Genomic DNA, 22739 nt, shown 5'->3' on the forward strand with positions numbered 1-22739 from the left:
GTGTTCCAAAGACGTTTGTGCTAATTTGAAAAGAGCGACGCGTCTTTAAATGCCATTTAAAGATAGACCTGGAAAAGGAGTTTTTGATATGGGTAATAAGGTATCTATTGCGGCATTCATCATTCTTGCATTCGTCTGTGCAATGCTAGTATTTAACCGTGGAGACTCGAAAAAAGGAATCAAGCCGACCGCTTCGGGAAATGCGGAGAAAACTCCGTCGATCCATGTTTCTGTTTCGGAAGAAAAGAACTTTGTAGCGAACGAATACAGACTTGTTTTTAACGTGGAACTCTACGGTAAAAACAAGGAAAAGCTTTTTAAGGATATGGATGTTCGTCGAAGCCAGATTTTTGAATATGCGAAGTCGATGGGCATTTCCGAAGAAAACGTGGAACAGAACAGCTTGCAAGTTGAAAAGCCCTGGAACTATCTCAAGACGCAAAAATTTGTTGCCCGTCAGAACTTTAAAATTTCGGTGTCGAGCAAGGAGTCTGCGGATTCTTTGAGCGAACTGCTTTCGGTAATTCCGGACGTAGAAATTTTGCAGACAAACGCCTTGCTAAAGGATGAAGATTCTTTGCAGGCGGCGATCGTGAAAAAAGCCTGTGAAAAAGCGCTGCTTCAGGCGGACCATTATGCGGAAGGCGTCGGGGAAAAAACGGGAAAGGTCCTGTTTGTGCGTGGGGATGTGGAATCGTCCAAGTTTAATATGGCGGATTCGGTTTCCCTGGGCGTTGACATGGATCTTTCGATGTCGATTGCAAACTCGGATGATGGCAATGCCAAGTCTTTCTTGGCGGTGGAGGCAACGGTGGAACGCAGGTATCCGGCAGATGAATTCCTAGGCAGCTTCTCTTTGGAATGCGTTGAAAAAGATAAGCAGGCTTTGTATCGGAAAATGGATGAAAAGAGCCAAAGCGTGATAGCTCAGATCAAGACGCTGGGAATTCCGGAATCCAATATTTCGGTGCAGCGGATGTCGCTTAAAAAGAAGTGGGAATATGAAGATGGCGGTAGGCGGTTTATGGGCTATGAGGCGATACAAGAAATCCATGTGAAAACGGATTCGAAGGAACTCGCAACAGCCTTGATCGATTTGCTTGCCCCGAATGCGGATTTGCAGTGCAATGGAACGTTTCCCTTGTTGAAAAAACGTCAGCTGTTAGAAGCTCAGGTGATTTTGAAGTCGGGCGAAAAGGCTTTGGCGAAGGCAAAGCTTTTTGCGGACGGCTTGGACATGAAGCTCGGTAAAACGCAACAGGTGAGCGATGGTTCAAGTATGTATGAGGGCATTACCGTGCTGGGCGATGCGCGTGCCAAATCCTACGACACGATGTTGCTTGGCGGAGGTTCTTCGCGAAATGTTATCGCGGATTCCGTCGAAGTCAAGGCTTCGACAAATCTTGTAGTCGAATTGAATTAGATGGGTGAATTCCCTGCAAACTGATCTCAGGGAAGTCCAACCGAGAAGCTGGCAAAGGTTCAGAATGGCAAAGAGCATGGCGCTGCCGAGCAAGTGCCCAAGCTCGGCGATTTATTGAGCGGCGAATCTTATTCGTGGTAGAGTTTGGAAGACTGATACTTCGGTTCCATCGTGAGGTTTACGCGGAGACGGCGGAAGACGTCCACGTCAACCTGCGCAAGAATGACGCTTGCATGGACTTCGCAATGTTCGAGCTCGGAGAGCTTTTCGAGAGCGATTTTCGCATTGTAATCCGTCAGAGCGCAAACGGAGAGCGCAATCAGGACTTCGTCCATGTGCAGGCGAGGATTCTTGTGCCGCAGCTGGGTCGTCTTCAAGTTCTGAATCGGTTCAATGACCATCGGGGAAAGCAAGCGGACTTCGTCCGGGATGCCTGCCAAATGCTTGAGTGCGTTCAGGAGCGCGCTTGCGCAAGCGCCGAGTAGGGACGTGGTTTTGCCGGTCACGATTGCGCCGTCCTGGAGTTCAATGGCAACCGCCGGGCCGTTCGTTTCTTCGGCTTCCTTCAGCGCGGCGACAGCGACTTTGCGGTCTTCCGGCTTGATGTGAGCCTGTTCCATCACCAACTTGAGCTTGTAAACCTGTTCCTGGTCTGCTTGGCCCTTGCGAACCTGGCAAAGCGTGTTGTAGTAACGGCGGATGATTTCTTCATTTGAAGCGGCGCAGGTCGCGGCATCGTCGATGATGCAGTTGCCCGCCATGTTCACGCCCATGTCCGTCGGAGACTTGTACGGGGATTCGCCGAGGATCTGTTCGAAGGTCGTGTTCAGAACCGGGAAAATTTCCACGTCACGGTTGTAATTGACAGTCGTTTTGCCGTAGGCTTCGAGATGGAACGGGTCAATCATGTTGACGTCGTTCAAGTCGGCGGTGGCGGCTTCGTAGGCAAGGTTCACCGGGTGCTTCAAGGGAATGTTCCAGATCGGGAACGTTTCAAACTTGGCGTAGCCCGCCTTTACATTGTGCTTATTTTCATGGTAAAGCTGGGAAAGGCAAACAGCCATTTTTCCACTTCCCGGACCCGGAGCGGTCACCACGACGAGTTCGCGAGTCGTTTCTACGAATTCGTTTTTACCGTAGCCGTCGTCGCTCACGATCAGCGGAATGTTCGCCGGGTAGCCTTCGATTGGATAATGGCGGTAAACTTTGAGACCGAGGCCTTCGAGTTTCTTTTGGTAAGCGACTGCGCTAGGCTGGTTTTCAAAACGGGTCAGCACCACACTGCTTACGTAAAGACCGTAACCGCGGAAGGCGTCGATCAAACGGAGAACGTCCATGTCGTAAGTGATGCCAAGGTCGCCGCGGACCTTGTTTTTTTCAATGTCGCTTGCGTTGATCGCGATGATGACCTCCGCCTTGTCCTTCATCTTCGTCAGCATACGAATCTTGCTGTCCGGAGCGAAACCCGGAAGAACGCGGGATGCATGGAAGTCGTCGAAAAGCTTTCCGCCGAATTCGAGATAGAGTTTTCCGCCAAATTTTGCAATGCGTTCTGCAATCTTTTGCGATTGAGTTTTCAGATAAGCGTCGTTATCAAATCCAATCTTGTACATATACCACAGAGCCTTATTTTCGATAATATTTTGCCCAAAAATAATAATTCTGCCTTTTTCTCTGAAGGAAATTTTTGTTGTTTTTCAAAAAAGGCTTTTCCTCTGTTTTCAGGGGGAATTCTAGACAACGGCATGGTCGTTTAGGATACAGAAAAATTTCTGTAACTACTGTAAAATCAAGATGTTTTTTTATGTTTGATACGTTTTTTGAGAATTCTTATTGAATCATTTGGACAACGCAAAAATGTAAGTATCACTTTGAAAATACTTACATTTTTACTAATATAAATATGTCGGAACTCAAGTTCCGCAGTAGGGAAGCAGTGGTTTGTTTGGGATATATGGGAAAAAGCCACTTTCGTGAGAAAGTGACTTTTTTGTTTTAAAGCAAAAAGATTTGCAGCACAAGATTCGGGTACAGTTTTTTTAATTCCGCTTCGATCGTGCTGCGCGCCTCTCGATATTTTTCCAGGTTCATTTGGGCGTCATTCTGCGGAGTGATGGTGATATCGACTTCGTAGCTGGAACCGACGTGGAAGAGCAGAACCTTGACAAGTTTAAAGCTCGGGTCGAGAGCCGCCTTGATGACGGCTTCGGTGCGGTTTCGCAAGGCGGCGTTTTGCGTGGTCCTTCCAATCAGCGAGAAGAAGGAATGCGAAACGACGCGGATCGGAGGCGGCAGCAAAAAGAGCGAGATTCCGATGACGATGATCGAGTCGCCGATGTAATTCAGGAAGGCGAAGGGGGAATCTTGCGGGACGATTGCCATGAGGATGAGGGCAAGGCCCGTGCCGACGGTGACGAACGTATCGACATAAGCGGCGACGGTTTCGGATTTGAGAATGGGGCTTTCGCCCGCTGTTTTCTCGAGTTGTCTGCGGTAGTACAGCCAAACGCCTGCACAGGCAAATACCATGCCGATCGTGTAGATAAGAAGCGGGGTGAGCTTTAAGGGCTCAAGTATTGTCGGGCCGCTTTTGATGTAGCTTATGATGCTGCCTATACTTTCAAAAATCGAGAACACGGTAATCGCTATCAGGAGAATGCCTTGGAGCATTGCGTAAACGTTTTCTACGCTGTAAATGCCGAAGGGGTATTCTTCGCTTTTGACGTCGCGCTTGCGGGTGATGCGCAGGGCTACGATAAAGCTGACCGCGGAGATTGTGCAAAGGCTTCCGTCCAGGGCGAGCGCGTAGGAACTTGCAAAGTAGTAGCCGACCCAGCCACAGAGTCCCATTAAAATGTTGATCCAGATGCCGACCTTGAGGGTTTGCATCTCGATTTGCTTGTATTTTGCTGTTTCCTGTTTCTGAATAACCAGACGCGAAAAATGGCGTTTTTGCTTGTTGAACATTCCCATAGGGATAATATATACACGTTCCTCAAAATGCCGATAATGCCGATGCTAGCATTATTCAAGTCCTTTTATCTTTTTAAAGGCTTTTTCTAGAGCATCCGCTTCACTTTTTCCGGCTCCGGTTAAATTTTTACAGAATGAAAAATTTTCGTTGTTCAGGCAAAGGGAAAAATCATAGGTAATAATATCCACGCCAGCGCTTTTTAGGGTTCTTTGGATGCTTTTGCCGTAGGAAAAATGGATTTTCTTTAAAGAACTGTCGCTTTCGAGGGAAATGCCGTGTTTCCTTAAAAAATTTGAAGTCGTCTTGCAAACGTCATCATGATAGGGACAAATCAAAAAGAAGGAGTCCTCGTTTTTAGTAGCGACTTCGGATCGGTTCTCCTTCTTTTTGTATTCATACGTTAATCGGATCCCTTGATTTAAACCGGATTTTTTCAACAATCCTTCTGGCAAATCTACCAGGCATAAAAGGGAAAGAGTATTTCCTTTTTTGGAAAATTTGTTCAATTCAAAATGGGCGACACCGTCTTGTTGTGTTTGCCGGTTCATTAAAATTTTAGATCCTTGTAAAATTTTTATGGGCAATCCGCTTAGGGGACCCAAATCGTCAAATGCATTGACATCAAAAGAAAAGGAGCTTTCGCTATATTTTAGAGAATTGCTGTCTATCCCTATTCTGACGAAATTTAATTTTGAAATTAGCTGTTCTTCAAGTTCATGAAGCTGATGGTTTAGTTTGATGGAACTTTTCAGAGGTTTTAATTTGGAAAGCACATCCAGCATTTCATTGTACATGAACACCTTCGGGATGGCGGTCATCAGTTCGTCGGAAGATTTTTTGTAATTCCTGATTTTTAAAGCCTCCATTCCCTTGGTTTCGTGAATTGAAATTTCCTTTTGTAATTCCCGCATCCGCAAAAGCATAGCGCTTTCTACTTCATCCATATTGAGAATCGCCCGCGCTTTAAATTCCGAACCGCTTTTAGGAAGAACTTCTAGCCTGATCCATTTGAGACTCAATTCGCTTTGGATATTTTGAATTGCGGAGTATTTTTCTTGCGATTCGCTTTTGTTTCCCCGGGTAATATCTTCTGCAATCATTTGTTCGGAAGTGGAAACATTGGCGACGATTTGTTTTGCGATTCCTGCAATGGCGATATTGTTTGCTTCTTCTTGCGAAATAGTGGAAGAACCTACGTATTTTATCATGTTGGATGCAAGCGCTAAATTACTAAGGCTAAAAAGAGCAAAAATATAAACAATAAATTTCATTTATTTCAAGTCCATAAAAATCAATTTTTTCGTGATGTTGGTTTTCTTGACGCCAACGACTGATTTTAATTTTGCGCGAATAGCGCTGTAGATAGCTTGGGAGTCGGAATATTCGGCAGGATTGGCGTAAACGGTCATGTCCACCGTTTTTTCGGTCATCACGTTGAAAATGACTTTTTGGAACAATTCGGGGATATTCATCGTGATTTGCTCGTGAATATCCTCGATGAAATCTTCGGCGAAATCGCCGACAAGATTCATCATGACTTTGTATTGTGTACTCTTTTTTTGCGCTTGGCAATAATCCTGCAACTTCGTGTCGAGCTGGCGTGCAGCATCGGTTGCGGCAATTTGAATGAATTTTTGGGTTTCTTTGGTATTTGAAATTTTTTGCTTCGAAGCACTGCTTCCTATTGTTTGACCGGTTGTGGACTCATAAGCATTCAGTTGAACATTTATTTCTTTCGAAGACAAGTCGCCCGTAAATTTTACATAGATATCGGCTCCGATATATAAACTTGCCAAATAGGCGAGGTCTTCTTCCTTTCCGGAAATGGCATTCTGTGTCAGGATAAAATTTTCCAGTTCTTTTTCTTTTTCGAGAGATTTTAATTCGTAATTCTTTTTTGCAAAAAAGGAGTTGAGGCTTTCCATCAATGCCCGAGAATAGGGATTTTTATTGACGATTTCCAACTCGGATAAATTTTTGGCATTTTTAGCGGGCAAAACGAGAATGGAAATGGGAACTTGAATTTCTTCGGAAGATGTACGAGGGGAAGAAAATGTTGGTGTAGACGCTCCGCTTTCTTGTGAACCGGTTTTGCCATTATACGCATCAAAGGTCTTTTCTGCGGCTTGATAGCGGGAATCGAACTTTGAATTTTGCGCAAAGGCTGACGAAACCAGTAATAAAAAAACGGATAAAATCTTTACCAACATTTTCCATCCCTATCGTTTGCTATTTGTTTTTGTCGTATGCTTCGAAACGGTCCTCTGCTTCTGCGTAACCGCGTTCCACCCGGGCGCGGACCTTGTTTGCGACTTCGTCAGAAGCGTTGAGGGCTTTCATCATTTTTTCAAAGACATTGGCGTTAACGACCATCAGGACGGTAACTTTATAGGAGCCGTCTTTGGTCATTTCCGTCAAAGATTTGACGACAGTCGCGCCGCTTATCATTTCACTGGTAACCTGCTCCATTACCTGTTCATTATGCGACGTCTCTTGTTCACCGACTTCTTCATAGAAATTTTTATGAAGTTCCTGGGTTTTCTGCTTCATCGTACGAGCCACTGCTGCACGGGCTTGCATATCGGCCTTGTTCAATGCGATTTGCTCCCGACTGGCGATTCCTTCGCCCACTTCGACGATAGCATATTTGTCCTGGGCTAACATTTCGCTCTTTTCCTGCGTGAGGATATTCAGGTTGGTTTGCACGGCAGTTGTTCCGGGAACCGACCCGCTTCCTGCGCAGCCGATAAGCAACGAGGCGAGGAGGGATAAGGGTAAAAGAATCTTTTTCATAAAAGCCTCGATTATGTTGGTTATTCCCTTTTCAAACTGGAAGCTTCTTTTTCGATTTCTTCCTGACTAGGAACGGGAATGCCGTGGGCGTTCGCATAAGCTTTCAATGTGGAAAAATTCGTTTTCAGCAAAGCCAGCTGATCCGGCGCGATATTGGCAATCCAAGAAGCGTTAGTGATAATGTTCGCGATACTTCCTGCCTGCATGGCGTCAGCAGCGGACAGGTTTTGCTGAATATCCTTTGCATCTGTCACAACAGCAGGAACTTCCGTTGCTACGATTCCATCGTAGAAAATGGCAATGCCCAAATGCAAGATGGCCGCGCCGATTTGCGCCTTGCCTTCCGCGCTCAATTCGCCGGCCTGTTCTAGTTCCTTGCTCAAATCGACTTCGTTGAGCATCCCGATGGAGGATTCCAGTTTATCCTTATCGTCGTCTTCGCGAAGGTTTCCTGCTTCCGATTTGATGCGTTCGGCTTCGGTCTTGTTGCCGACTGCCAATAAAGCACTTTCGTAAGCCACAACGCTTTCTCCCAATGCAAGGAAGAATTGCGCGGTGATATTGGTGCTGGTCGCTTCTAGACTTTTGATTTTAGGATTTCCGCCTCCCATAATACCGGCACAACCGGAAAGGATAAGAAATGCAGAAAATAATGCGATGAGTTTTTTCATGATGATGACTCCTGATTGGATTGTTGAATGTGAAATTTTTGAAACCTATTTTGTGAAAGTGAAAACGATTTTGCCGTTTTCGTCATTGGGACCGTCAAATTCGTCTTCGCTGAACCCCTTGGCATCTCCGATTGCCATAATGATGGCTTCGCCAAGATCGCTCTTGTTCCCCTTGTAAAGTAGCGTATAAGTTTGTACGCCTTTTGCTGGAGATGTTTGGGAGGAAATGGATGCGATGGATTTTAGGGCTTTCTCGAGAGGAAGTTTCTGCGAACGGGCTTTGGTCATATTGCGAATTTCAACCGTATATTGGCGGCCTTTTTCGGCGCGTTCCTGCCAAGTTTGCAAAGTCTGACTCGCCAAGGTTCTTGCTGCGACAACAGACGCTTTTTTAATCAGTTGAGCTTTCGCTTTGTCCACATTGGAATTGGAAACGGTGACGGTATTGGAATAGGAGGCGACCACATCTCCGGAGTTCACGTCGATGATTTCCGTTCCGATTTTTCCGGTCACTTCGATTTGACCGGTTGCTGCAGAACGCCCTTGTCCAAGAAGCATCACTTCGCCGCGCGCGACAAAGTTCGCCCCTTCATTTGCGGCCAAATCACGCACAGCGGATCGGTCATTGATATTGATGCCTGTTTGCAGAGCGCTGGGGGCGACGGCGATTTCTCGTGCCCTGTCTGCGGCTTTCAAATCGAAGCCTTTTTCCTTGAACTCTTGCTGGAATCCGTCGATGATGCTCATATCGGCAAATTTGGCGTATAGATTTTCGTCAATCTTGCCGGTCGTTACCGAGAGGGATGCCTGGGCATTGACTTCACTGGAACCGCTGACTTTGCTTGCGCGGTCGCTTTGCCTGGTCGATCTGCCCTGAGCCGAGTAGGACGCGTTCATTCGGTCATTGGAATCATAGCCGCCGCTTCGATTTTCATTGTAATCGGCGCTTGCTTGTGCGGAATAGTCGGCGTTCGCTCTTTGATGATGCTTTCCCCGATAAGAAACGGAACTCTCGTCGCCCTCCACATGGGCGGAACCATCTACAGCTCCGGAGTAGCTGCCGCTTGCGGAACCGGAATACCGTCCGTTGGCAGATACGGAAGAATTACGGCTAGAATTTCCGGCTCTGGAACTTTGACCGCGAACAGAAGCATCTACAGAGGCTTCATCGTTGGCATAAGTCGAAGATGCAGCGTTTCCAGAATAAGAGTTCTTAGAAGAAAGGCTTGCGTTGGATGTAACAGTAGTAAACACGCCCTTCTTTTCCCAGCTAGTCAATACAAACGCAATGGAAGGATTGTCCATTTTAGACTTCAGCTCTCCTACATATTTCCGCAATTCTCCGGAAAGTCGATCTGTAGACACCACCGCTTCGATAGTCACTTCATAGAGCCCCTTGGATGAAAGGCCCCGTTTCAGAACTTTGTAATTTACGATGAAGTCATTTGCTTTAGATAAAATTTCGAACTTCGCTTGATTGAGACTATTGGCATCAGAAAAATTAACGGAAGAGGATTGGCTTTTTATCCAAGTTCCCAAATTTTTTTCGACAGCATTGCTCAGCGCGCTTTGTAACGCATCTTCATAAGCTTCTTTCGTAGGCTTCTTTTCTGTAGCAAAACCGGTAACGGTAACTTTTTGATCCTTTGCGGCAAAGCAAAAACCTAAAAGGCAAAGCAATAAAATAATCGATATTTTTTTCATACTATTCTCCTTTTGTTGCAAGTTTTTTCACGCTGACATGAAGCAAATCCCTAAACACATCAATCTCTCGATGTTCCTGAGATTGGACGGTGACTTTTTTGCTTGTTGTGAATTCCTCTTCTTTGGCTTTTTGGTTATTAGTCTTGTTCGTTAGCCAAATTTTATAAGCCCAAATTTCTTCAATGGTGTTTTTCTTCACAACGCCGTTGGCGACTCCGCTAAAGCCCAAAGTTACCTTGTAACGCGCAGGAGCCATGACAAATTTTTCCATATCGCCGTCGGCACTGGCCAGAATCATTTCGGTATATCCCATGGAATTTTGCGTCCATTTAAGACCGCTGATGGGAGGGAGAACCGCTTTACCGCTTTCACTCAGAAAATCGGAATACCACTGGGCGATTTGCGCTTGGGTCGGTTCGTTTTGAAAAAGTTTGGCGGCTTTTTTGGATGTTATTTCCACATTGACCACTTGCCAGGTTTCCTCGCTGTATCCCTTCAGGTTTGACGCTTTTCCCTTGGCTTCACCGACCGACGAAATCAATTCCTTGGCTCCGTTTTCTTCAAATTCCAAAGAGCCTTTTGCGTCAACGATGTATGCTTCAAAGTCTCCTTGCTCCGTGTTCAGGGTGACGCTTTGACCGATTTCCAGCCCTTTCTTCTTGAAATCCTTTACGCGGCACTCGCCCTCCGAACATTCTGTCGCTATTTCAATCTCGTCGATGCCGAGTTTCCGTACTCTTTTTGCGAAGCGATTCCGAATCAGCTCGTCTGCGATCTTTTTCGTCATCACCGCGCGATCGGGATCTTTTTCGCTGGTCGAAAGAGGCTTTTCGTTGGACATGTAGGAATTTAGCGGCAAGGCTGCCAAAATGGTATTGACAGTGCCGTTCTCCGTCTTTCTGCTTTGATAAAAGAGTACGCTGAATCCCAGATTTTGCGTCGTCTTGGTTACCCCAAGCCGCTTAAAATGCTCTATTTGGAGGTCGTCCCGGGTTACAAGAATCGCCATGGAAAGAGGGTCTGCTGCCAGGTGTTTTGTCTCTTCGGCGTCGGTTTCCAATATCAGGTCGAATGGAAGGGAGTTAGATTCTTGCCACTTGGAAAAAATTTCAAAAAACATGGGCGCAAATAGCTTAATATTGCCAAGGCTTTTGTCTTCACTGACGGAATAAACTCCGGTATAGACAACCAAAGGCTTCGCAAAGGAGATTGCCGCGAAAAGCAGCAAGGGAAGCAAAAATTTCATAAGCATTGATTTCCTTTAAAATGGCTAGCGCTTAATGTAAGAAAAAAAAAAGATTTTCAAGAGTTTTTTTTAACATTCAAAAAAAAAGGCTTTTGGAATCCTTTTTTGGATTTGAACGGATTTTTTTGGGGCTCGTAATGAGGGAGACGACTACTTTTTGAATGGAATAGAAAGAAAAAGGCGAATGCCTAGGGCATCCGCCTTGAAAACGAAAAGGGGAAGAATGCTACTTCGTGCTCTCTTTGTGAATGTTCAGCAAATTTTGGAAGTACTGGATAAAGCTCAATGCGCCCACAGCGAGGAAGCCGATTGCGTAGAGGGCGAGGAACGGACCGATGATGAACTTGCGGGCACCGATGTAAGCGAGAACACCCACGATGCAGTAAACGCCGACTGCGATTTCGAGGATCGCGAGATACGGGAATTTTTGACGGAAGAAGGAGTGCTTCTTGCCACCGGTCTTCGGGGTGCGGACGAAAGAGCCTTTACGACCGAGAACCGCAGAGAACCATGCGCGGGTGTTGCTGACTGCGATACCGACGCCCATGGCCATCAGAGCTGGAAGAGAAAGCATGCGGGTTTTCCAACCGGTGTAGCCGGAGCAACGCTGAGCGACGAAGTAGAGGGTCGAAGGAGCGATGGCCGCGAGGAAGATGAATGCAAAACCGAGAGTGAAGAGCCAAGCCGGAATGTTCGTTACCGGGTCGTACCAGGCGAGGAGCGGATAAGCGGCGAGAGCGGTAAAGAGCATGCACGGGTGAATCGAGTAGTGCGTCGTGTGCAGGAAGGCTCCGAGCTTTTTGCGGAACGGAACGCCCTTTGCCTTGAAGACGAGCGGAAGATCTTTAATGGCGGTTTGAATGGAACCCTTTGCCCAGCGGAATTGCTGAGCCTTGAATGCGTTGATGTCGTCCGGAAGTTCGGCCGGAACGATCACATCGAATACGAACTTCATCTTCCAACCGGCGAGCTGGCTACGGTAAGAAAGGTCCATGTCTTCGGTCAGCGTATCGCCTTCCCAACCACCAGCGTCCACGATGGCCTGTTTACGCCAGACGCCTGCGGTACCGTTGAAGTTCATGAAAAGATCGCCCCAACTACGGGCGGACTGTTCCACAACGAAGTGACCGTCGATACCGATCGACTGGGCAAGGGTAAGACCGGATTCGGAACGGTTCAAGTGTCCCCAGCGGCCCTGGACGAGACCGACGTTTTCATTCATGATCAGGTGCGGAATCGTCTTGAGGAGGAAGTCTTTCTGCGGGACGAAGTCGGCGTCGAAGATGGCGAGGTATTCGCCTTTGGCCACTTCCATACCGGCGGCAAGAGCGCCTGCCTTGAAGTCCTTACGGTTAGTACGGTGAATGAGCTTAATATCGAATCCTTCGGCCTGCTTTTCGGCAACCTTGCGCTTGGTGACTTCGTAACATTCATCGGTGGAGTCGTCCAAGACTTGAATTTCGTGTCGATCCTTCGGATAGTCGATTGCGCAGACAGCGTCGATCAAACGTTCCACGCAGTTCGCTTCGTTGAAGACCGGAAGCTGGGTGGTGACCTGCGGCAAGTCTGCCATTTTATGATCGCGGTAGAACTGAAGAAGGCTCTTGCGGTCCGCGAGACGAACGCGGCGGCTGTTCTTCAAAAAAGATAAATGCTCCAATAGCAGTTGAATCCGTAGACGACAAGGCCAACACCGGCAATGACGTAGATGACAAAGAGGATATCAAGGATATATTGAGCCATAGTTTTAAAACCTTATGCATTTTTGGATGCTTGGCGCCAAATATAGAAATGCAAAAACAATATTGCTATATTCCATCGAGGATTTTGTGGCAAATATGGCGCAAGGTAAGCAAGAAATTTCTCCACTTGAAAAATGGTACGAAGCGGGTAAAAACGACCCGAAAATCGGGGCGTCCCTAAGGCTTTTGCTCGGGCACGCCCTAGTGGCGGTTTTTCGGAATAATCGCCCGGTTCTTTCCATTTTTTCGCCAGAAAAAGCCATTTCTTTGGCTCAGAGGCTACCTAAAGGAATACTTCCGGAAGCAATCGGAACCTGGCTTGCGCATCCCGAAAAGTATGCAAAAGAAATTTTGCATTTTTGTGAAAAATCCAGGGAGTTGGAATTCCCGACGGAAATCGACCTTTCTGCCTTTTCGACGGGGGCGGTGGATATGCGCGGGGTACGTTGTCCGACGGGATCGGTGCGGGCGAGACTTGTGCTTGCCGGAATGGAACCAGGGGACTTGGTGACGTTCTGGATCGATGACGGGGAACCGATTGAAAATGTGCCTCGCGCGATGGTCGAAGACGGAAATCACATCGTTTTTCGCGAAAAAAGAGAAAATTATTGGGAATTACGGGTGCAAAAACGGGAAATAAAGTAGTTTATTAACGTGACGCACAGAATTCAAATAATCGGTGACGAATTGATGGGTGTGAACGGTGAAGCCGCATCCCTGTTTTCGGAGCTTCTTTTGTGCGAATACCCGACTCGTCCGATGCAATTTGCTATCGCCGGTTCGATTCGGTACCCGATTTCGACGGTCATCGCTCGAGCTCCTGGGGATATTTTTGGAAAGCACGCAGAACGCATTGTGTTGGGCCTTGGGTTGCACGAACTTCGTGCTGTTGCGGATGCGGACCAGGTTTTTACCCAGTATAAAATCCTTTTAGAAGAAATTCTTTCGAAAACGTCTTCGGTTCTGTACCTGTTGACCATTCCGCGCCAAGCGCTTCCAGAATGTGTGGCGGCGCTTGAAGCGTTTAACGAAAAAGTGTGTGCGATGGAAAACGGTGACCGCGTTCATGTTCTGGATTTTGCCTCGCATTTGGAAGATTTTGAAAAAGACCAACTGCAACGCGGAAAGTTTGCTCGCAGTCTTTACGATTCCAATCATCTCCCGACATCCCTTTGCCATGTATTGTTGGGACTTTTCATTGCACGACGAATTTATAATACACAGAAGGAGACCGAAAATGGATTTTAGCGATAAATTCTATGCGAAAAATGCTGCTTCTGCTCGTGCTTGGGCAGAAACCGACCCCCGAAAGAAAGCGCCTCGTCGTGAAGCTCGTAAACCTGCAGAACCGAAGATGGGTATCTGTGAAAAGTGCAAAAAGGAAGCTTTGGTGCGCGCCCACCGTTCCCGCGAAACCGATATGAAGGACGGAGCCGCGAGCTACGGAGTCGTGGTGCATTATTACTGCGAAGATTGCTACCCGAAGAGCCGTCGTGATACGCCGACCGAACCGCCTCTCTCTTCGAAGCAGGTGAAGAACCTTCTTCGCGGTGCAAAAAAGAATCTCCGCTAAGGCCAAATTCAGTTTCGTTTTGAAAAAGGAAAGGCTCGCGAATTTTGCGCGGGCCTTTTTCTTTGGAACTTTTGAAAAGTCAAATGCTTACTTAGCAAGGACTTCGGACAGGACCTTGAACAGACGTTGTTTGCCCGGTTCAAAGGGATGTTCCGCAATCAGATCCTTTGCAAAGGCACCGATGAGAAGCTCTTCGGCGTGCTTGCGGTCGATGCCGCGGCTTTGCAGGTAGTAAAGCGGTTCTTCTTCCAAGGTGCCGACCGTGTTGCCGTGAGAGCAGGCGACATCATCGTGAAAAATTTTGAGGGTCGGTTTGACGTGAACGCTCGCATCATCGGAAAGCAGCATCGTGTTGATGAGTTCCGAGGAATCGGTTCCTGAGCAGCCTTCGCCCGCGACAACGCCGCCGTCGTAATGGATTGCGGTTTCGTCGAATAAAAGGTTGCGAATGAACTGACGGCTTGAGCACTGTGCGGCATGGTGGAAAACACGAACGAAGTCGTGCTCGGCGGAGGTGCCGTGGAGAATGTTCAGTGCGCGGAAACCGAAGTCAGCGGCTTCGCCTTCGAGATAATCTTCGACGCTTGTGCGGCGCAGGGCGTCGCTGCGGTTCAAGTCGAGAATGTGAACCTTGGAGCCTTTTTTCTGGTGAATGCGGATCGTGCGGAACTTGAGTTCCTGCTTGTGACCGACTTCGGTCGAGAACAGTTCGAGTTCTGCATCTTCGTCGACGAAAAGGTCGATGCGCTCCGCGGAAAGTTCCCGTTCGATTTTATTTTCGAGAATTTCGAGGGAAACCTTGGCGCCTTTACCGATGCGGAAAACGGTGTGCGAATATTCGTCGTGCGCTTTGAGAATACCGTTCTCGGAAGCTCCGTCAGCGATGACTTTTACAAAGGACTTTGCACCGAGGGCAAGCGGGAGCAGTGCCGAGAAATCGGTTTCTTTTTCGATGCCAAAGTCGGCCGTGTGCAGGTTGTTTTCGGAAAGGCGCTCCACGTTGGATGCGTTGTCGATTTCGACGGGGAGTTCCTTGTTCGAGATGAATTCGAGGCTCTTGTAAGCGGCAAGATTCGAAGTGGGGAACTTGTACCAGTCTTCGACCTTGCGGCCCGGAAGACCGAGTTCCCGAATTCTTTCTAAGGCTTCTTTTTGCATTAGGCGCCCTCGATCCAATCGTAACCGTCTTTTTCGAGTTTGAGTGCGAGTTCCGGACCGCCGCTCATCAAGATTTTGCCGTGCATCAGCACATGGATAAAGTCCGGCTTCACGAGATCGAGAATGCGTTCGTAGTGGGTCACGAGAATGACGGCGCGGTTTTGGTTGTGCAGATGGTTGATGCCGTTTGACACAATGCGGAGCGCGTCGATGTCAAGGCCCGAGTCCGTTTCGTCAAGGAAGGAGTACTTCGGCAGGAGCATTGCCATCTGGAGAATTTCGTTGCGTTTTTTTTCGCCACCGGAGAAGCCGTCGTTCAAACCACGTGTGCGGTAGCGGTCGTCCATTTCGAGAAGTGCCATCGCTTCGTTCAAGCGCTTCGAAAATTCTTCTTCGGAAATCGGACCTTCTTTTAAGTAAGTGCGTTTGGAATCGACTGCCATGCGGAGGAATTCCACATTGGGAACGCCAGGAATTTCGATCGGGTACTGGGTGCTAGCGAAGAAACCTTCGTTGGCACGTTCGTTCGGTTCGAGTTCCAAAAGATTCTTGCCGTCGAGTTCGACAGAGCCTTCATCGACCTGATAAGCCGGGTGACCGCTGATCACTTTTGCAAGGGTACTTTTACCGGAACCGTTGATGCCCATGATGGCGTGGACTTCGCCGGGTTTGACATCGAGGTTAATTCCCTTGAGAATCTGAGTGCCGTCGAGCAGGCTTGCTTTAAGGTTTTTGATAGAAAGCATAGTGACTCCAATTTAAATCTTTTCGCTGTACTCCACGAGTTTGGTGCGATAATCGAGTAGATTTTTGAAGAAAGTGGGATCTCGGGTTACTTCGGCGTCGGAACGGAGCCTTGCACGGATTGTTTTGGAGGCAAACTGGTGCAGCTCCAGGCGAAGGCTCATGGTTTCGGAGGTAATCGGTTTGGACTTCAGCGCGTCGCGGAAACGCTCCGCGGTTCGGATTTCCAGTTCCGCAAGCGATTCTAAAAATTCTTTTTGCGCCGCTTCACCATCCCAGGTTTCTTCGCCAAAGGATTCAAGGACTTGAGCGGGAATCGGGGAAAGCGAATCGTGCAAACGCATTAAATTAATTTGTCTGTGTTCCGTGTATTCGGCAAGAGCTGAGCTCAAAAGTTCGTCGAGAATTTCAGAAGCAAAAAGGCTTACGCCGGAGCTTGCAAAATCCAGGTCGAAGAAGACGCTTGCCGGTTCCCAGAGAGATGGCGATGCGATAATCAAATTCACAAAGCGCAGTTCCATCGGCGGTAATGCGCTCCAAGGAACCTGTTCATCTTCGGATATGGGTTCGGGCATATCCATTTCGGGTTCGGAATGAAATTTGCGTTTTTCTTCCTTGGGACGGATGCCTACAAAGTTCGCTTCGGTGCCGTAGCGTTCGGCGAGCAGACGCAGATACTGGTGCTGCAGTTCGCGGTCGCGCATGTGGATCAGAATGGATTTCAGATGCGTGACGAACTTGGCGCGGTCTTCGATCGTTTCGGTCGGTGTGACGCGGGTCAGGTAATCGAACCAGTCTTCGGCCTTGGTGAGTTCTCGGTTAAAGTCTTCCGCGGCGGAAGCGCCGTGCTCGTTCACAAAGTTATCCGGGTCGATCTTTTCTCCGTTCGGGCGGGAAAGGGCGACGATTTTTGGAACGATGCCTTCGGGAAGGACAATTTCGATGGTGCGCAGGGCTGCTTTGCGGCCCGCTTCGTCACCGTCAAAAACAAGGTAGGCACTCTTGGTGTAACGCGAAAGGATTTCTGCGTGCTTTTCCGTGAGAGCTGTTCCCGAAACGGCGACGACGTTTTTAACGCCCGCCTGGTAGAGGCTAATCATGTCGAAGTAGCCTTCGACGAGGACGACAGAACCTGCCTTGGGAATTTCGTTTTTTGCCTTGGAAAGTCCGTAAAGGATTTCGCCTTTTTTGTACAGGGCGGTTTCCGGGCTGTTCAAATACTTGGGCTTCTTTTGCTTTTCGAGAACGCGACCGCCGAAGGCGACGACTTTTCCGGAGAGGTTTTCGATGGCGAACATGAGGCGGTCGCGGAACTTGTCGGCGATGCCTCCGTTTTCACGTTCGACGGCGAGGCCTGCTTCGACGAGCTGACGTGGCGAAAAACCGTTTTTCGCGGCGTAGCTTAAAAAGCCTTCGCGCCCTTCGGGCGCATAGCCGACCTTAAAGAAATGCCGCGTTTCTTCGGAAAGATGTCTCGTGCGGATGTAATTCAGAGCCTTTTCGCTTTTCGGGAGCTGTTCGACGAACCAGTCTGCGGCGAGCTCGTTCAGTTCGCGGACGAGAGTGCGTTCTTCTGCGATTTCTGGGGCTACGGGAGCTCCGAGTTCCGGCAATTGAAAGCCTGTGGCGCTTGCGACCCATTCCACGGCAGCCTTGAAGTCCATCTTTTCGTGCTCCATGACGAACTTGAAGACGTCGCCTCCCGCTCCGCAGGCAAAGCACTTGTAGATGCCCATCTGCGGGTTTACGTTCATAGAGGGGGAGTGGTCGTTGTGGAACGGGCATCTGCAGACGAAGCGCCCTGCTCCAGAACGTTTGAGCGGTACGAACTGCTGGATGATATCCGCGATATTCGTTTGCTGTTTGAGTTCTTGAATGACTTCGTCTGAGTAAAATGCCATTGTGCACGCAAAAATAGAATTTTGCAGAAAAATTTTATTATTTTTGGGAAACCATGGAGGGACTTTAGCTCAATTGGTTAGAGCCGCGGACTCATAACCCGCTGGTTCCGGGTTCAAGTCCCGGAGGTCCCACGAAACAAGGCTCTCCTTCGCGGAGGGCCTTGTTTTATTTGGATTGACGGCGATTCGGTTGTTTGTATATTTATTGTATGGAACTACATCAAACACCGAGCAATAACATCAAAAAGCGGTCAGTATGTGTGCCTTTTGTGTGCCTTTTGTGTGCCATTCGTGTGCCGACGGAATAAGGGGTGACGGATGAAATCCTACAGCATTTCGCAGCGCAAGAAGTCGAGAGGCAACAGGACATGGTACGGCAGGGAGTTCGAGGACGGCCTGCTGGTCAGGGAGATTTCCCTCAAGACCAAGAACAGGCAGGAGGCGATGGACTGGCTCAACATGATGAACGCGGCCAGGTTCATGCCGGAAGAGGTCCGGTCGAGGCTCGCCCCGAAGGATCACCCGCTCCGGGACGCTGTCGTCTCTTTTTTTCGATCGGTCGACGCCGCGCACGGAAATTCAGGCACTCCGATGGCGTACCGGTACCGGATCAGGGCCATGGAGGAATGGGCTGCGGGACGTGGCGTCGTGTCTATCCGTGATTTCACGGTCGCGCTGGGCGTGGAATTCGCCGCCTTCGTGTCGGACAGGTACGCGCCGAAGACGGCGAGGGAGGTCTTGAGATGCTGCGACCAGCTTTTTACCTTCGCGGACAGGACTTTCGGTCTTGGAGGGTACAACCCTCTCTCTGGCGTAACCCTGCCCAAGGTCCCGAAGAGGGACAAGCCTTTCTGGACTCCGGAACAGGTCGACCGAATCCTCGACGCGACGGCGGATCCTGGCTATAGGCTTTTCTTCGCGCTGATGGCGTTCGCCGGGTTGCGTCACGCCGAGGCGTGCAGGTTCGGCCCGTCGTCATTGCGTGACGGAAGGATGGAGGTGATCGGGAAGGGCGACAAGCAGCGTTTCGTGCCCGTTTCCGCGCGTCTGGAAGCCGAATTCGAACGGTTCGGGGAACTTTGCGACGGGATGTTCCGGACGGCGAAATACAACCATCCGGACCGTAGCAACGGGGCTCTCCGCGTTTCGGTGGAAGCGGCTGGTGTCGTGGATTCGTCGACGGCCGTATGCCATCGGTTCCGTCACTCGTTCGTGAGCAATCTGCTTCGTGGAGGCGCCCCTGTGAAGGCGGTGCAGCAACTTGCCGGGCACGCGAGCGCGAAGATGACTCTCGACACCTATTCGCACGTGCTGGAGCAGGACCTCGGCGGTGTAGTCGACCTGCTGAAATAGTAATGTGGATGGATGACGGACAAAAAAGACGACCCGCATCATTGCGAGCCGTCTTTTGTGTTTGGAGAACGAAAGATTATGAGGATGGCAGGTTTCGAACCTGCATTCTTATTCCTCCGGCGGTGTCGGATTTTCGCACCACTGGATGACTCGGCAATGGTTTGTGAGCTGTGGCCAGTCGCACGCGTCCTCGTCGAACTCGAGCGAATCGCAGTAGCTCTTGGTCACTCCATCGGCCCACGTGGTCTCGTACTGGGCGAAGTAGCATCCGCTTTCGGGCGGAAGGTCGACGAAACCGTCATCGTCCGGCTCGTCGCATCTGTGCCACTTCGGCAGTTTCGCGCGTAGCGATTCGAGCTCCTGCTTGAGTCGAGCGAATTCGGAGCAGGTCGGAATCCTGGACAAGTCTGCTATATTTCTTGTTTCATGCTTCATTTTTTTCTCCAATTAAAAAAGCGACAGTTGTTCGGCCATTGCCGTTACTTTCGTCGACGTCCTTCTTGCCGTAGCACTGGATAGGTTGATCGCCAGAGATTCCCATTACTTCCGGGTAGGCATTGAACCAACGTTCCTTCAAGTCTTCAATCGTTATAATTAATCAATCCTCCCAAGTGATTACAAAGTATTGCTTGCCGGGTTCAGCGCCCCATTCGGGGCGACCCGTGCCGATTCGGATGCGGGGGTTCTTGAACACGAGCCTGCGTTCTTTGTCGCCTGCATTCGGGTAGCCGAGAGTAAAGACGAGACGGTCGAAGTTCTTGAACTCGGCATCATTGGCATCCATCGAGCGATATAGTCTGCGTTGCCAATATTCGGAGTTCTCCCTGTACTCTTCTTTCTTTTCGCCCGACTTGATCTTGTCGAACCACTGCTTCTTCAGCGAGAGCGTGAGCGTCTTCATTTATCCTCCGTCAGTTTGCGACCGCACATAGGGCAGAATTTGATTTTGACAAAATGCATGCACTCGAAGTTTTTCCAATACTCAACTTCAAAGCCTTCTTTAGTCTTCACAATGCAGCAAACGTCTCCTAGATCAACGAGGTCGCCACACAGCGGCTTCCCTTCGTCAATTTCCATGTTGCAGAATTTGCATGGGTCATTGGTGAGTTTCAGTTCATCCATCACTTAGCATCCTTTTTACTGAATCTGTAGATGTCTTCCTGTTTCGGCACTTCGATTTTCGGCTTTTCTGCCCAGGCATACGGGGTTCCGCCTTGGCCGTGAGTCCACAACCTGCGCCCGAATGACCGTACGTTGACCTCGTAGCGTACAAGCGTTTGACCGTCCTTGAATCCGCAATTGGCTTCCGCAACGAGGTAGCGGTCAAATCGTGGCGGACGCTCGTTCATCGGGTGCCACACGATTTCGATTGTCTGCTTTATCGGCATTTTGCCTCCTTGAATTGTTCTGCAAGTTCAAGCCAACGCTTACGCCATTTCTTGTAAAAATCACCTCTCTTGCAAAAGTATTCTGCATCGTGTCCAAATTCAAGATTCCAATAGTCATCAGTAACCTCGTATGTTCTCATCAATCTCAGCGACTCTTTGCACTGCTCTGCCATTGCGATGCACCGCTTGTACTTTTGGTGGCGAACGATTTTCAGTAGTCTTTCAATTTGATTGTTCGCAATTTCAAAATCTTTGTCGCCGTCGTAAATGCGCAAATTAAGTTCCGCAATAACATTGGCTTGTTCTTCAAGTTTGGCGAGCACATCCTTGCACATTTCACGGACATTGCAATGGAATGTGAAATACTGCTCGTTTTCCATTTTCTTGATTTCGGCACGAAGGCCACGTTTGATTTCATCCAAGTCCATTTTCATACTCCTTTACGATTTCAGTTGATGTCTTCATTTAAGTAATGTCATTTGTCCAGACGCCAGCGTTCGCAGTTCCTGCTTTCGGACATCGAGCAGTCTGTGAAGTTGCTGCATCTCCAGCAGTGGTCCGGTGCGGTCGCCTTGCGGCGATTGCGCTCGTAGATGGCGTGGCGCTGCTCCTTTGTCTTGAGCTTCTCGGCGGTGAGCTCGCCAGGACGGACGAAGTCACGGCGGTAAACGATTGTAGACGGCTCGTTGCTCATCCTTTTTCCTCTTCATTGAGTTCCTCGCCTTCCGACATGGCGATGAAGATGTGGATGTCTTCGGCGCGGTTGCTTACGCAGTCGGAGCAGACTTCGTAAACGTGGCCGTTTTCCATGACGAGTCCAAGTCCGTTCGGGATTCCTGTTTCCGGGTCGTTGCCGGGCTCGAATTCGTTTCCGCAGAGGCAGCACTTTATTTTCATAGCTTCTCCAGGTGCTTGCGGACGTAGTCCGCGAAAACCTTGTAGTAGTGGTGGTTGTCATGTTCCTTGGCGAGTCCCGTGCACCGGTCGAGTTCGGCGATTACCCCTGCGACGAAGTGCCTGTACAGATTCACCTCGGCGTTGAGGTATCCAGGAACCTTCGAAATCCGGAAGAGGTTCTGGTACTGACGGCACAGAATTTCTTCCCAGTCGGTCTTGAACGCCTTCGTGCGGATGCGGTCGTCGACGCTCGCGATGAACTCGGCCGGTTCCTGCGACGAGAGCCTGTCGATTCTCGCGCGGCGGTTCTCCTCGTCGATTTCCTTCTGCGTCTTCTTCGGCTCTTCGGGCATCTTCCCGGCGATCTCGTCGAAGATGCGGTCGAGCCTTTCGCGTTCCGCTTGAGTGTCAATCTTCGGCATTCTTCATGCCCCCTTTAGACTTTCGCTTGGCGAGGATTTTATCCCTGTTCTTCAGGTACCATTCGCGCTGGTACGCCTTCATGTCTTCCTTGTGCTCCTCGCGGTAGGCCTTCATCTTCTCCGCAATCTTTTCCTTGTGCGTCTCTCGGTACTTGCGCCAGTACGCATTTATCTTTTCGGTGTTGGCCTCTCGCCACTTGCCTTGCTTTTCGAGGCAGGATTCGCGGTTCTTTTCGTACCATTCCTTGAACCTTGAACGAATCTGTTCCTTGTGGGACTCCCTGTAGGCCTTCATCCTTTCGGAGATTTCCTCCTTGTGGGCCTCGCGGTACTTGCGCTGGTTTTCTCTGTTGATTTCCGGATGCGACTTGCGGAACCGTGCGTACCGCTTTCTGTTCCTGGACAGCTCGGATTCGCGGATAAACTTTTTCGAATCCTTGAACCTCTTTACGTCCACGCCGCCGTGGGACTGCATTCGCTCCCGGAGAAGGCGGTCGAAGTCGTTGTGGAACAGGGCGGACATCAGCGGCCCTCCTTCTTGAATAAGAGCTTCCCTTCGGGCGTCTGCCAGAGTTCGAGGACATCGCCTTCCGCGAGCTCGAATGCGTGCTCGTGGCAGAGCTTCAGCCATTCGGCGGTCTTCTTCGCGGTGATTTTCATTTTCTTGAGCTGGTTACCTGGCGCGTCCACAGCCTCGATGAGGTGCCGGAGCGCCGCACGGTAGCCGAGCAGGTATTCGCAAGTGGCCAT

At 49.3% G+C, this 22739-nt stretch carries 27 protein-coding genes and 1 tRNA gene; 6 read left to right on the plus strand and 22 right to left on the minus strand.

From position 1 onward, the window contains the following. The first annotated feature begins 88 nt into the window (after window positions 1-88). Window positions 89-1423, plus strand: coding sequence for an SIMPL domain-containing protein (locus BGX16_RS11695; protein WP_198514918.1), 1335 nt, complete (start codon window positions 89-91; stop codon window positions 1421-1423). Window positions 1424-1551: 128 nt separating this feature from the next. Here BGX16_RS11695 and BGX16_RS11700 read toward each other — a convergent pair whose 3' ends face one another. From BGX16_RS11700 to BGX16_RS11740, 9 genes are all read right to left on the minus strand, one after another. After that, window positions 1552-3036 (minus strand): DUF1846 domain-containing protein, encoded by a 1485-nt coding sequence (locus tag BGX16_RS11700; protein WP_100426194.1) that lies wholly within the window; start codon window positions 3034-3036, stop codon window positions 1552-1554. Window positions 3037-3418: 382 nt separating this feature from the next. Further along, a complete protein-coding gene (locus tag BGX16_RS11705; protein WP_157798020.1) occupies window positions 3419-4390 on the minus strand; it encodes a cation transporter in 972 nt (323 codons plus the stop codon). Window positions 4391-4447: 57 nt separating this feature from the next. After that, window positions 4448-5668 carry a hypothetical protein gene (locus tag BGX16_RS11710; protein ID WP_100426196.1) on the minus strand — a complete coding sequence of 407 codons (1221 nt, stop codon included), beginning with the start codon at window positions 5666-5668 and terminating at the stop codon, window positions 4448-4450. Continuing rightward, window positions 5669-6607, minus strand: a complete 939-nt coding sequence (locus tag BGX16_RS11715) for a DUF6175 family protein (protein ID WP_100426197.1) — start codon at window positions 6605-6607, stop codon at window positions 5669-5671. It abuts the gene before it with no gap. Between the two features lie 19 nt (window positions 6608-6626). Then, window positions 6627-7190 carry a hypothetical protein gene (locus BGX16_RS11720; protein ID WP_100426198.1) on the minus strand — a complete coding sequence of 188 codons (564 nt, stop codon included), beginning with the start codon at window positions 7188-7190 and terminating at the stop codon, window positions 6627-6629. 20 nt (window positions 7191-7210) lie between these two features. Further along, the gene (locus BGX16_RS11725; protein ID WP_095880120.1) at window positions 7211-7861 is read right to left on the minus strand and encodes a hypothetical protein; all 651 of its coding nucleotides are present in this window, start codon (window positions 7859-7861) and stop codon (window positions 7211-7213) included. A 45-nt stretch (window positions 7862-7906) separates the two neighbouring features. Next, a complete protein-coding gene (locus BGX16_RS11730; RefSeq protein ID WP_100426199.1) occupies window positions 7907-9565 on the minus strand; it encodes a hypothetical protein in 1659 nt (552 codons plus the stop codon). Window position 9566: 1 nt separating this feature from the next. Continuing rightward, window positions 9567-10811: a hypothetical protein gene (locus tag BGX16_RS11735; RefSeq protein ID WP_100426200.1), complete on the minus strand. Its 1245-nt coding sequence runs from the start codon at window positions 10809-10811 to the stop codon at window positions 9567-9569. Window positions 10812-11037: 226 nt separating this feature from the next. Continuing rightward, window positions 11038-12453, minus strand: coding sequence for a glycosyltransferase (locus BGX16_RS11740; protein WP_241899554.1), 1416 nt, complete (start codon window positions 12451-12453; stop codon window positions 11038-11040). 196 nt (window positions 12454-12649) lie between these two features. On the opposite strand from BGX16_RS11740, the gene BGX16_RS11745 reads away from it, so the two are divergent. Genes BGX16_RS11745 through BGX16_RS11755 form a run of 3 tightly spaced genes read left to right on the plus strand, consistent with a single transcriptional unit; the run spans window position 12650 to window position 14126 of the window. Next, complete coding sequence (locus BGX16_RS11745) at window positions 12650-13198, plus strand: sulfurtransferase TusA family protein (protein WP_157798022.1); 549 nt, start codon at window positions 12650-12652, stop codon at window positions 13196-13198. Between the two features lie 9 nt (window positions 13199-13207). Further along, complete coding sequence (locus BGX16_RS11750) at window positions 13208-13801, plus strand: hypothetical protein (protein WP_100426202.1); 594 nt, start codon at window positions 13208-13210, stop codon at window positions 13799-13801. Further along, window positions 13791-14126 carry a hypothetical protein gene (locus BGX16_RS11755; RefSeq protein ID WP_100426203.1) on the plus strand — a complete coding sequence of 112 codons (336 nt, stop codon included), beginning with the start codon at window positions 13791-13793 and terminating at the stop codon, window positions 14124-14126. The genes BGX16_RS11750 and BGX16_RS11755 overlap by 11 nt, the downstream gene beginning before the upstream one ends. A gap of 87 nt (window positions 14127-14213) precedes the next feature. Here BGX16_RS11755 and BGX16_RS11760 read toward each other — a convergent pair whose 3' ends face one another. Genes BGX16_RS11760 through dnaG form a run of 3 tightly spaced genes read right to left on the minus strand, consistent with a single transcriptional unit; the run spans window position 14214 to window position 17929 of the window. Beyond that, window positions 14214-15284, minus strand: coding sequence for a SufD family Fe-S cluster assembly protein (locus BGX16_RS11760; protein ID WP_100426204.1), 1071 nt, complete (start codon window positions 15282-15284; stop codon window positions 14214-14216). Then, window positions 15284-16030, minus strand: coding sequence for a Fe-S cluster assembly ATPase SufC (gene sufC / locus BGX16_RS11765; protein ID WP_100426205.1), 747 nt, complete (start codon window positions 16028-16030; stop codon window positions 15284-15286). The genes BGX16_RS11760 and sufC overlap by 1 nt, the downstream gene beginning before the upstream one ends. 12 nt (window positions 16031-16042) lie before the next feature. Next, the gene (gene dnaG, locus BGX16_RS11770) at window positions 16043-17929 is read right to left on the minus strand and encodes a DNA primase (protein WP_100426206.1); all 1887 of its coding nucleotides are present in this window, start codon (window positions 17927-17929) and stop codon (window positions 16043-16045) included. Between the two features lie 58 nt (window positions 17930-17987). On the opposite strand from dnaG, the gene BGX16_RS11775 reads away from it, so the two are divergent. Together BGX16_RS11775 and BGX16_RS11780 are read left to right on the plus strand one after the other, a co-directional pair. Continuing rightward, window positions 17988-18061 (plus strand) — tRNA-Ile (locus BGX16_RS11775). Window positions 18062-18247: 186 nt separating this feature from the next. Further along, a complete protein-coding gene (locus BGX16_RS11780) occupies window positions 18248-19282 on the plus strand; it encodes a tyrosine-type recombinase/integrase (RefSeq protein WP_100426207.1) in 1035 nt (344 codons plus the stop codon). A gap of 108 nt (window positions 19283-19390) precedes the next feature. Here the strand turns inward: BGX16_RS11780 and BGX16_RS11785 are convergent, their stop codons facing one another. The 10 genes from BGX16_RS11785 to BGX16_RS11830 form a co-directional block, all read right to left on the minus strand. Continuing rightward, window positions 19391-19717, minus strand: coding sequence for a hypothetical protein (locus BGX16_RS11785; protein ID WP_100426208.1), 327 nt, complete (start codon window positions 19715-19717; stop codon window positions 19391-19393). A 163-nt stretch (window positions 19718-19880) separates the two neighbouring features. Continuing rightward, window positions 19881-20183 (minus strand): hypothetical protein, encoded by a 303-nt coding sequence (locus tag BGX16_RS11790; protein WP_100426209.1) that lies wholly within the window; start codon window positions 20181-20183, stop codon window positions 19881-19883. Beyond that, on the minus strand, window positions 20180-20404 hold the full coding sequence (locus tag BGX16_RS11795) for a hypothetical protein (RefSeq protein WP_100426210.1): 225 nt from the start codon (window positions 20402-20404) through the stop codon (window positions 20180-20182). Before BGX16_RS11795 ends, BGX16_RS11790 begins: the two co-directional genes overlap by 4 nt. Next, entirely contained in the window at window positions 20404-20670 is a 267-nt protein-coding gene (locus BGX16_RS11800) for a hypothetical protein (RefSeq protein WP_100426211.1), read from the minus strand. Before BGX16_RS11800 ends, BGX16_RS11795 begins: the two co-directional genes overlap by 1 nt. Then, entirely contained in the window at window positions 20661-21104 is a 444-nt protein-coding gene (locus BGX16_RS11805) for a hypothetical protein (RefSeq protein ID WP_100426212.1), read from the minus strand. The genes BGX16_RS11800 and BGX16_RS11805 overlap by 10 nt, the downstream gene beginning before the upstream one ends. Window positions 21105-21145: 41 nt before the next feature. Continuing rightward, window positions 21146-21364, minus strand: coding sequence for a hypothetical protein (locus BGX16_RS11810; protein ID WP_100426213.1), 219 nt, complete (start codon window positions 21362-21364; stop codon window positions 21146-21148). After that, window positions 21361-21567: a hypothetical protein gene (locus tag BGX16_RS11815; RefSeq protein WP_100426214.1), complete on the minus strand. Its 207-nt coding sequence runs from the start codon at window positions 21565-21567 to the stop codon at window positions 21361-21363. The genes BGX16_RS11810 and BGX16_RS11815 overlap by 4 nt, the downstream gene beginning before the upstream one ends. After that, on the minus strand, window positions 21564-21989 hold the full coding sequence (locus BGX16_RS11820; protein WP_100426215.1) for a hypothetical protein: 426 nt from the start codon (window positions 21987-21989) through the stop codon (window positions 21564-21566). The genes BGX16_RS11815 and BGX16_RS11820 overlap by 4 nt, the downstream gene beginning before the upstream one ends. Next, window positions 21976-22512, minus strand: coding sequence for a hypothetical protein (locus tag BGX16_RS11825; protein ID WP_100426216.1), 537 nt, complete (start codon window positions 22510-22512; stop codon window positions 21976-21978). Before BGX16_RS11825 ends, BGX16_RS11820 begins: the two co-directional genes overlap by 14 nt. Next, on the minus strand, window positions 22512-22739 hold the full coding sequence (locus tag BGX16_RS11830; RefSeq protein WP_100426217.1) for a hypothetical protein: 228 nt from the start codon (window positions 22737-22739) through the stop codon (window positions 22512-22514). Before BGX16_RS11830 ends, BGX16_RS11825 begins: the two co-directional genes overlap by 1 nt.

Source organism: Hallerella succinigenes, from assembly GCF_002797675.1.
GTDB lineage: Bacteria > Fibrobacterota > Fibrobacteria > Fibrobacterales > Fibrobacteraceae > Hallerella > Hallerella succinigenes.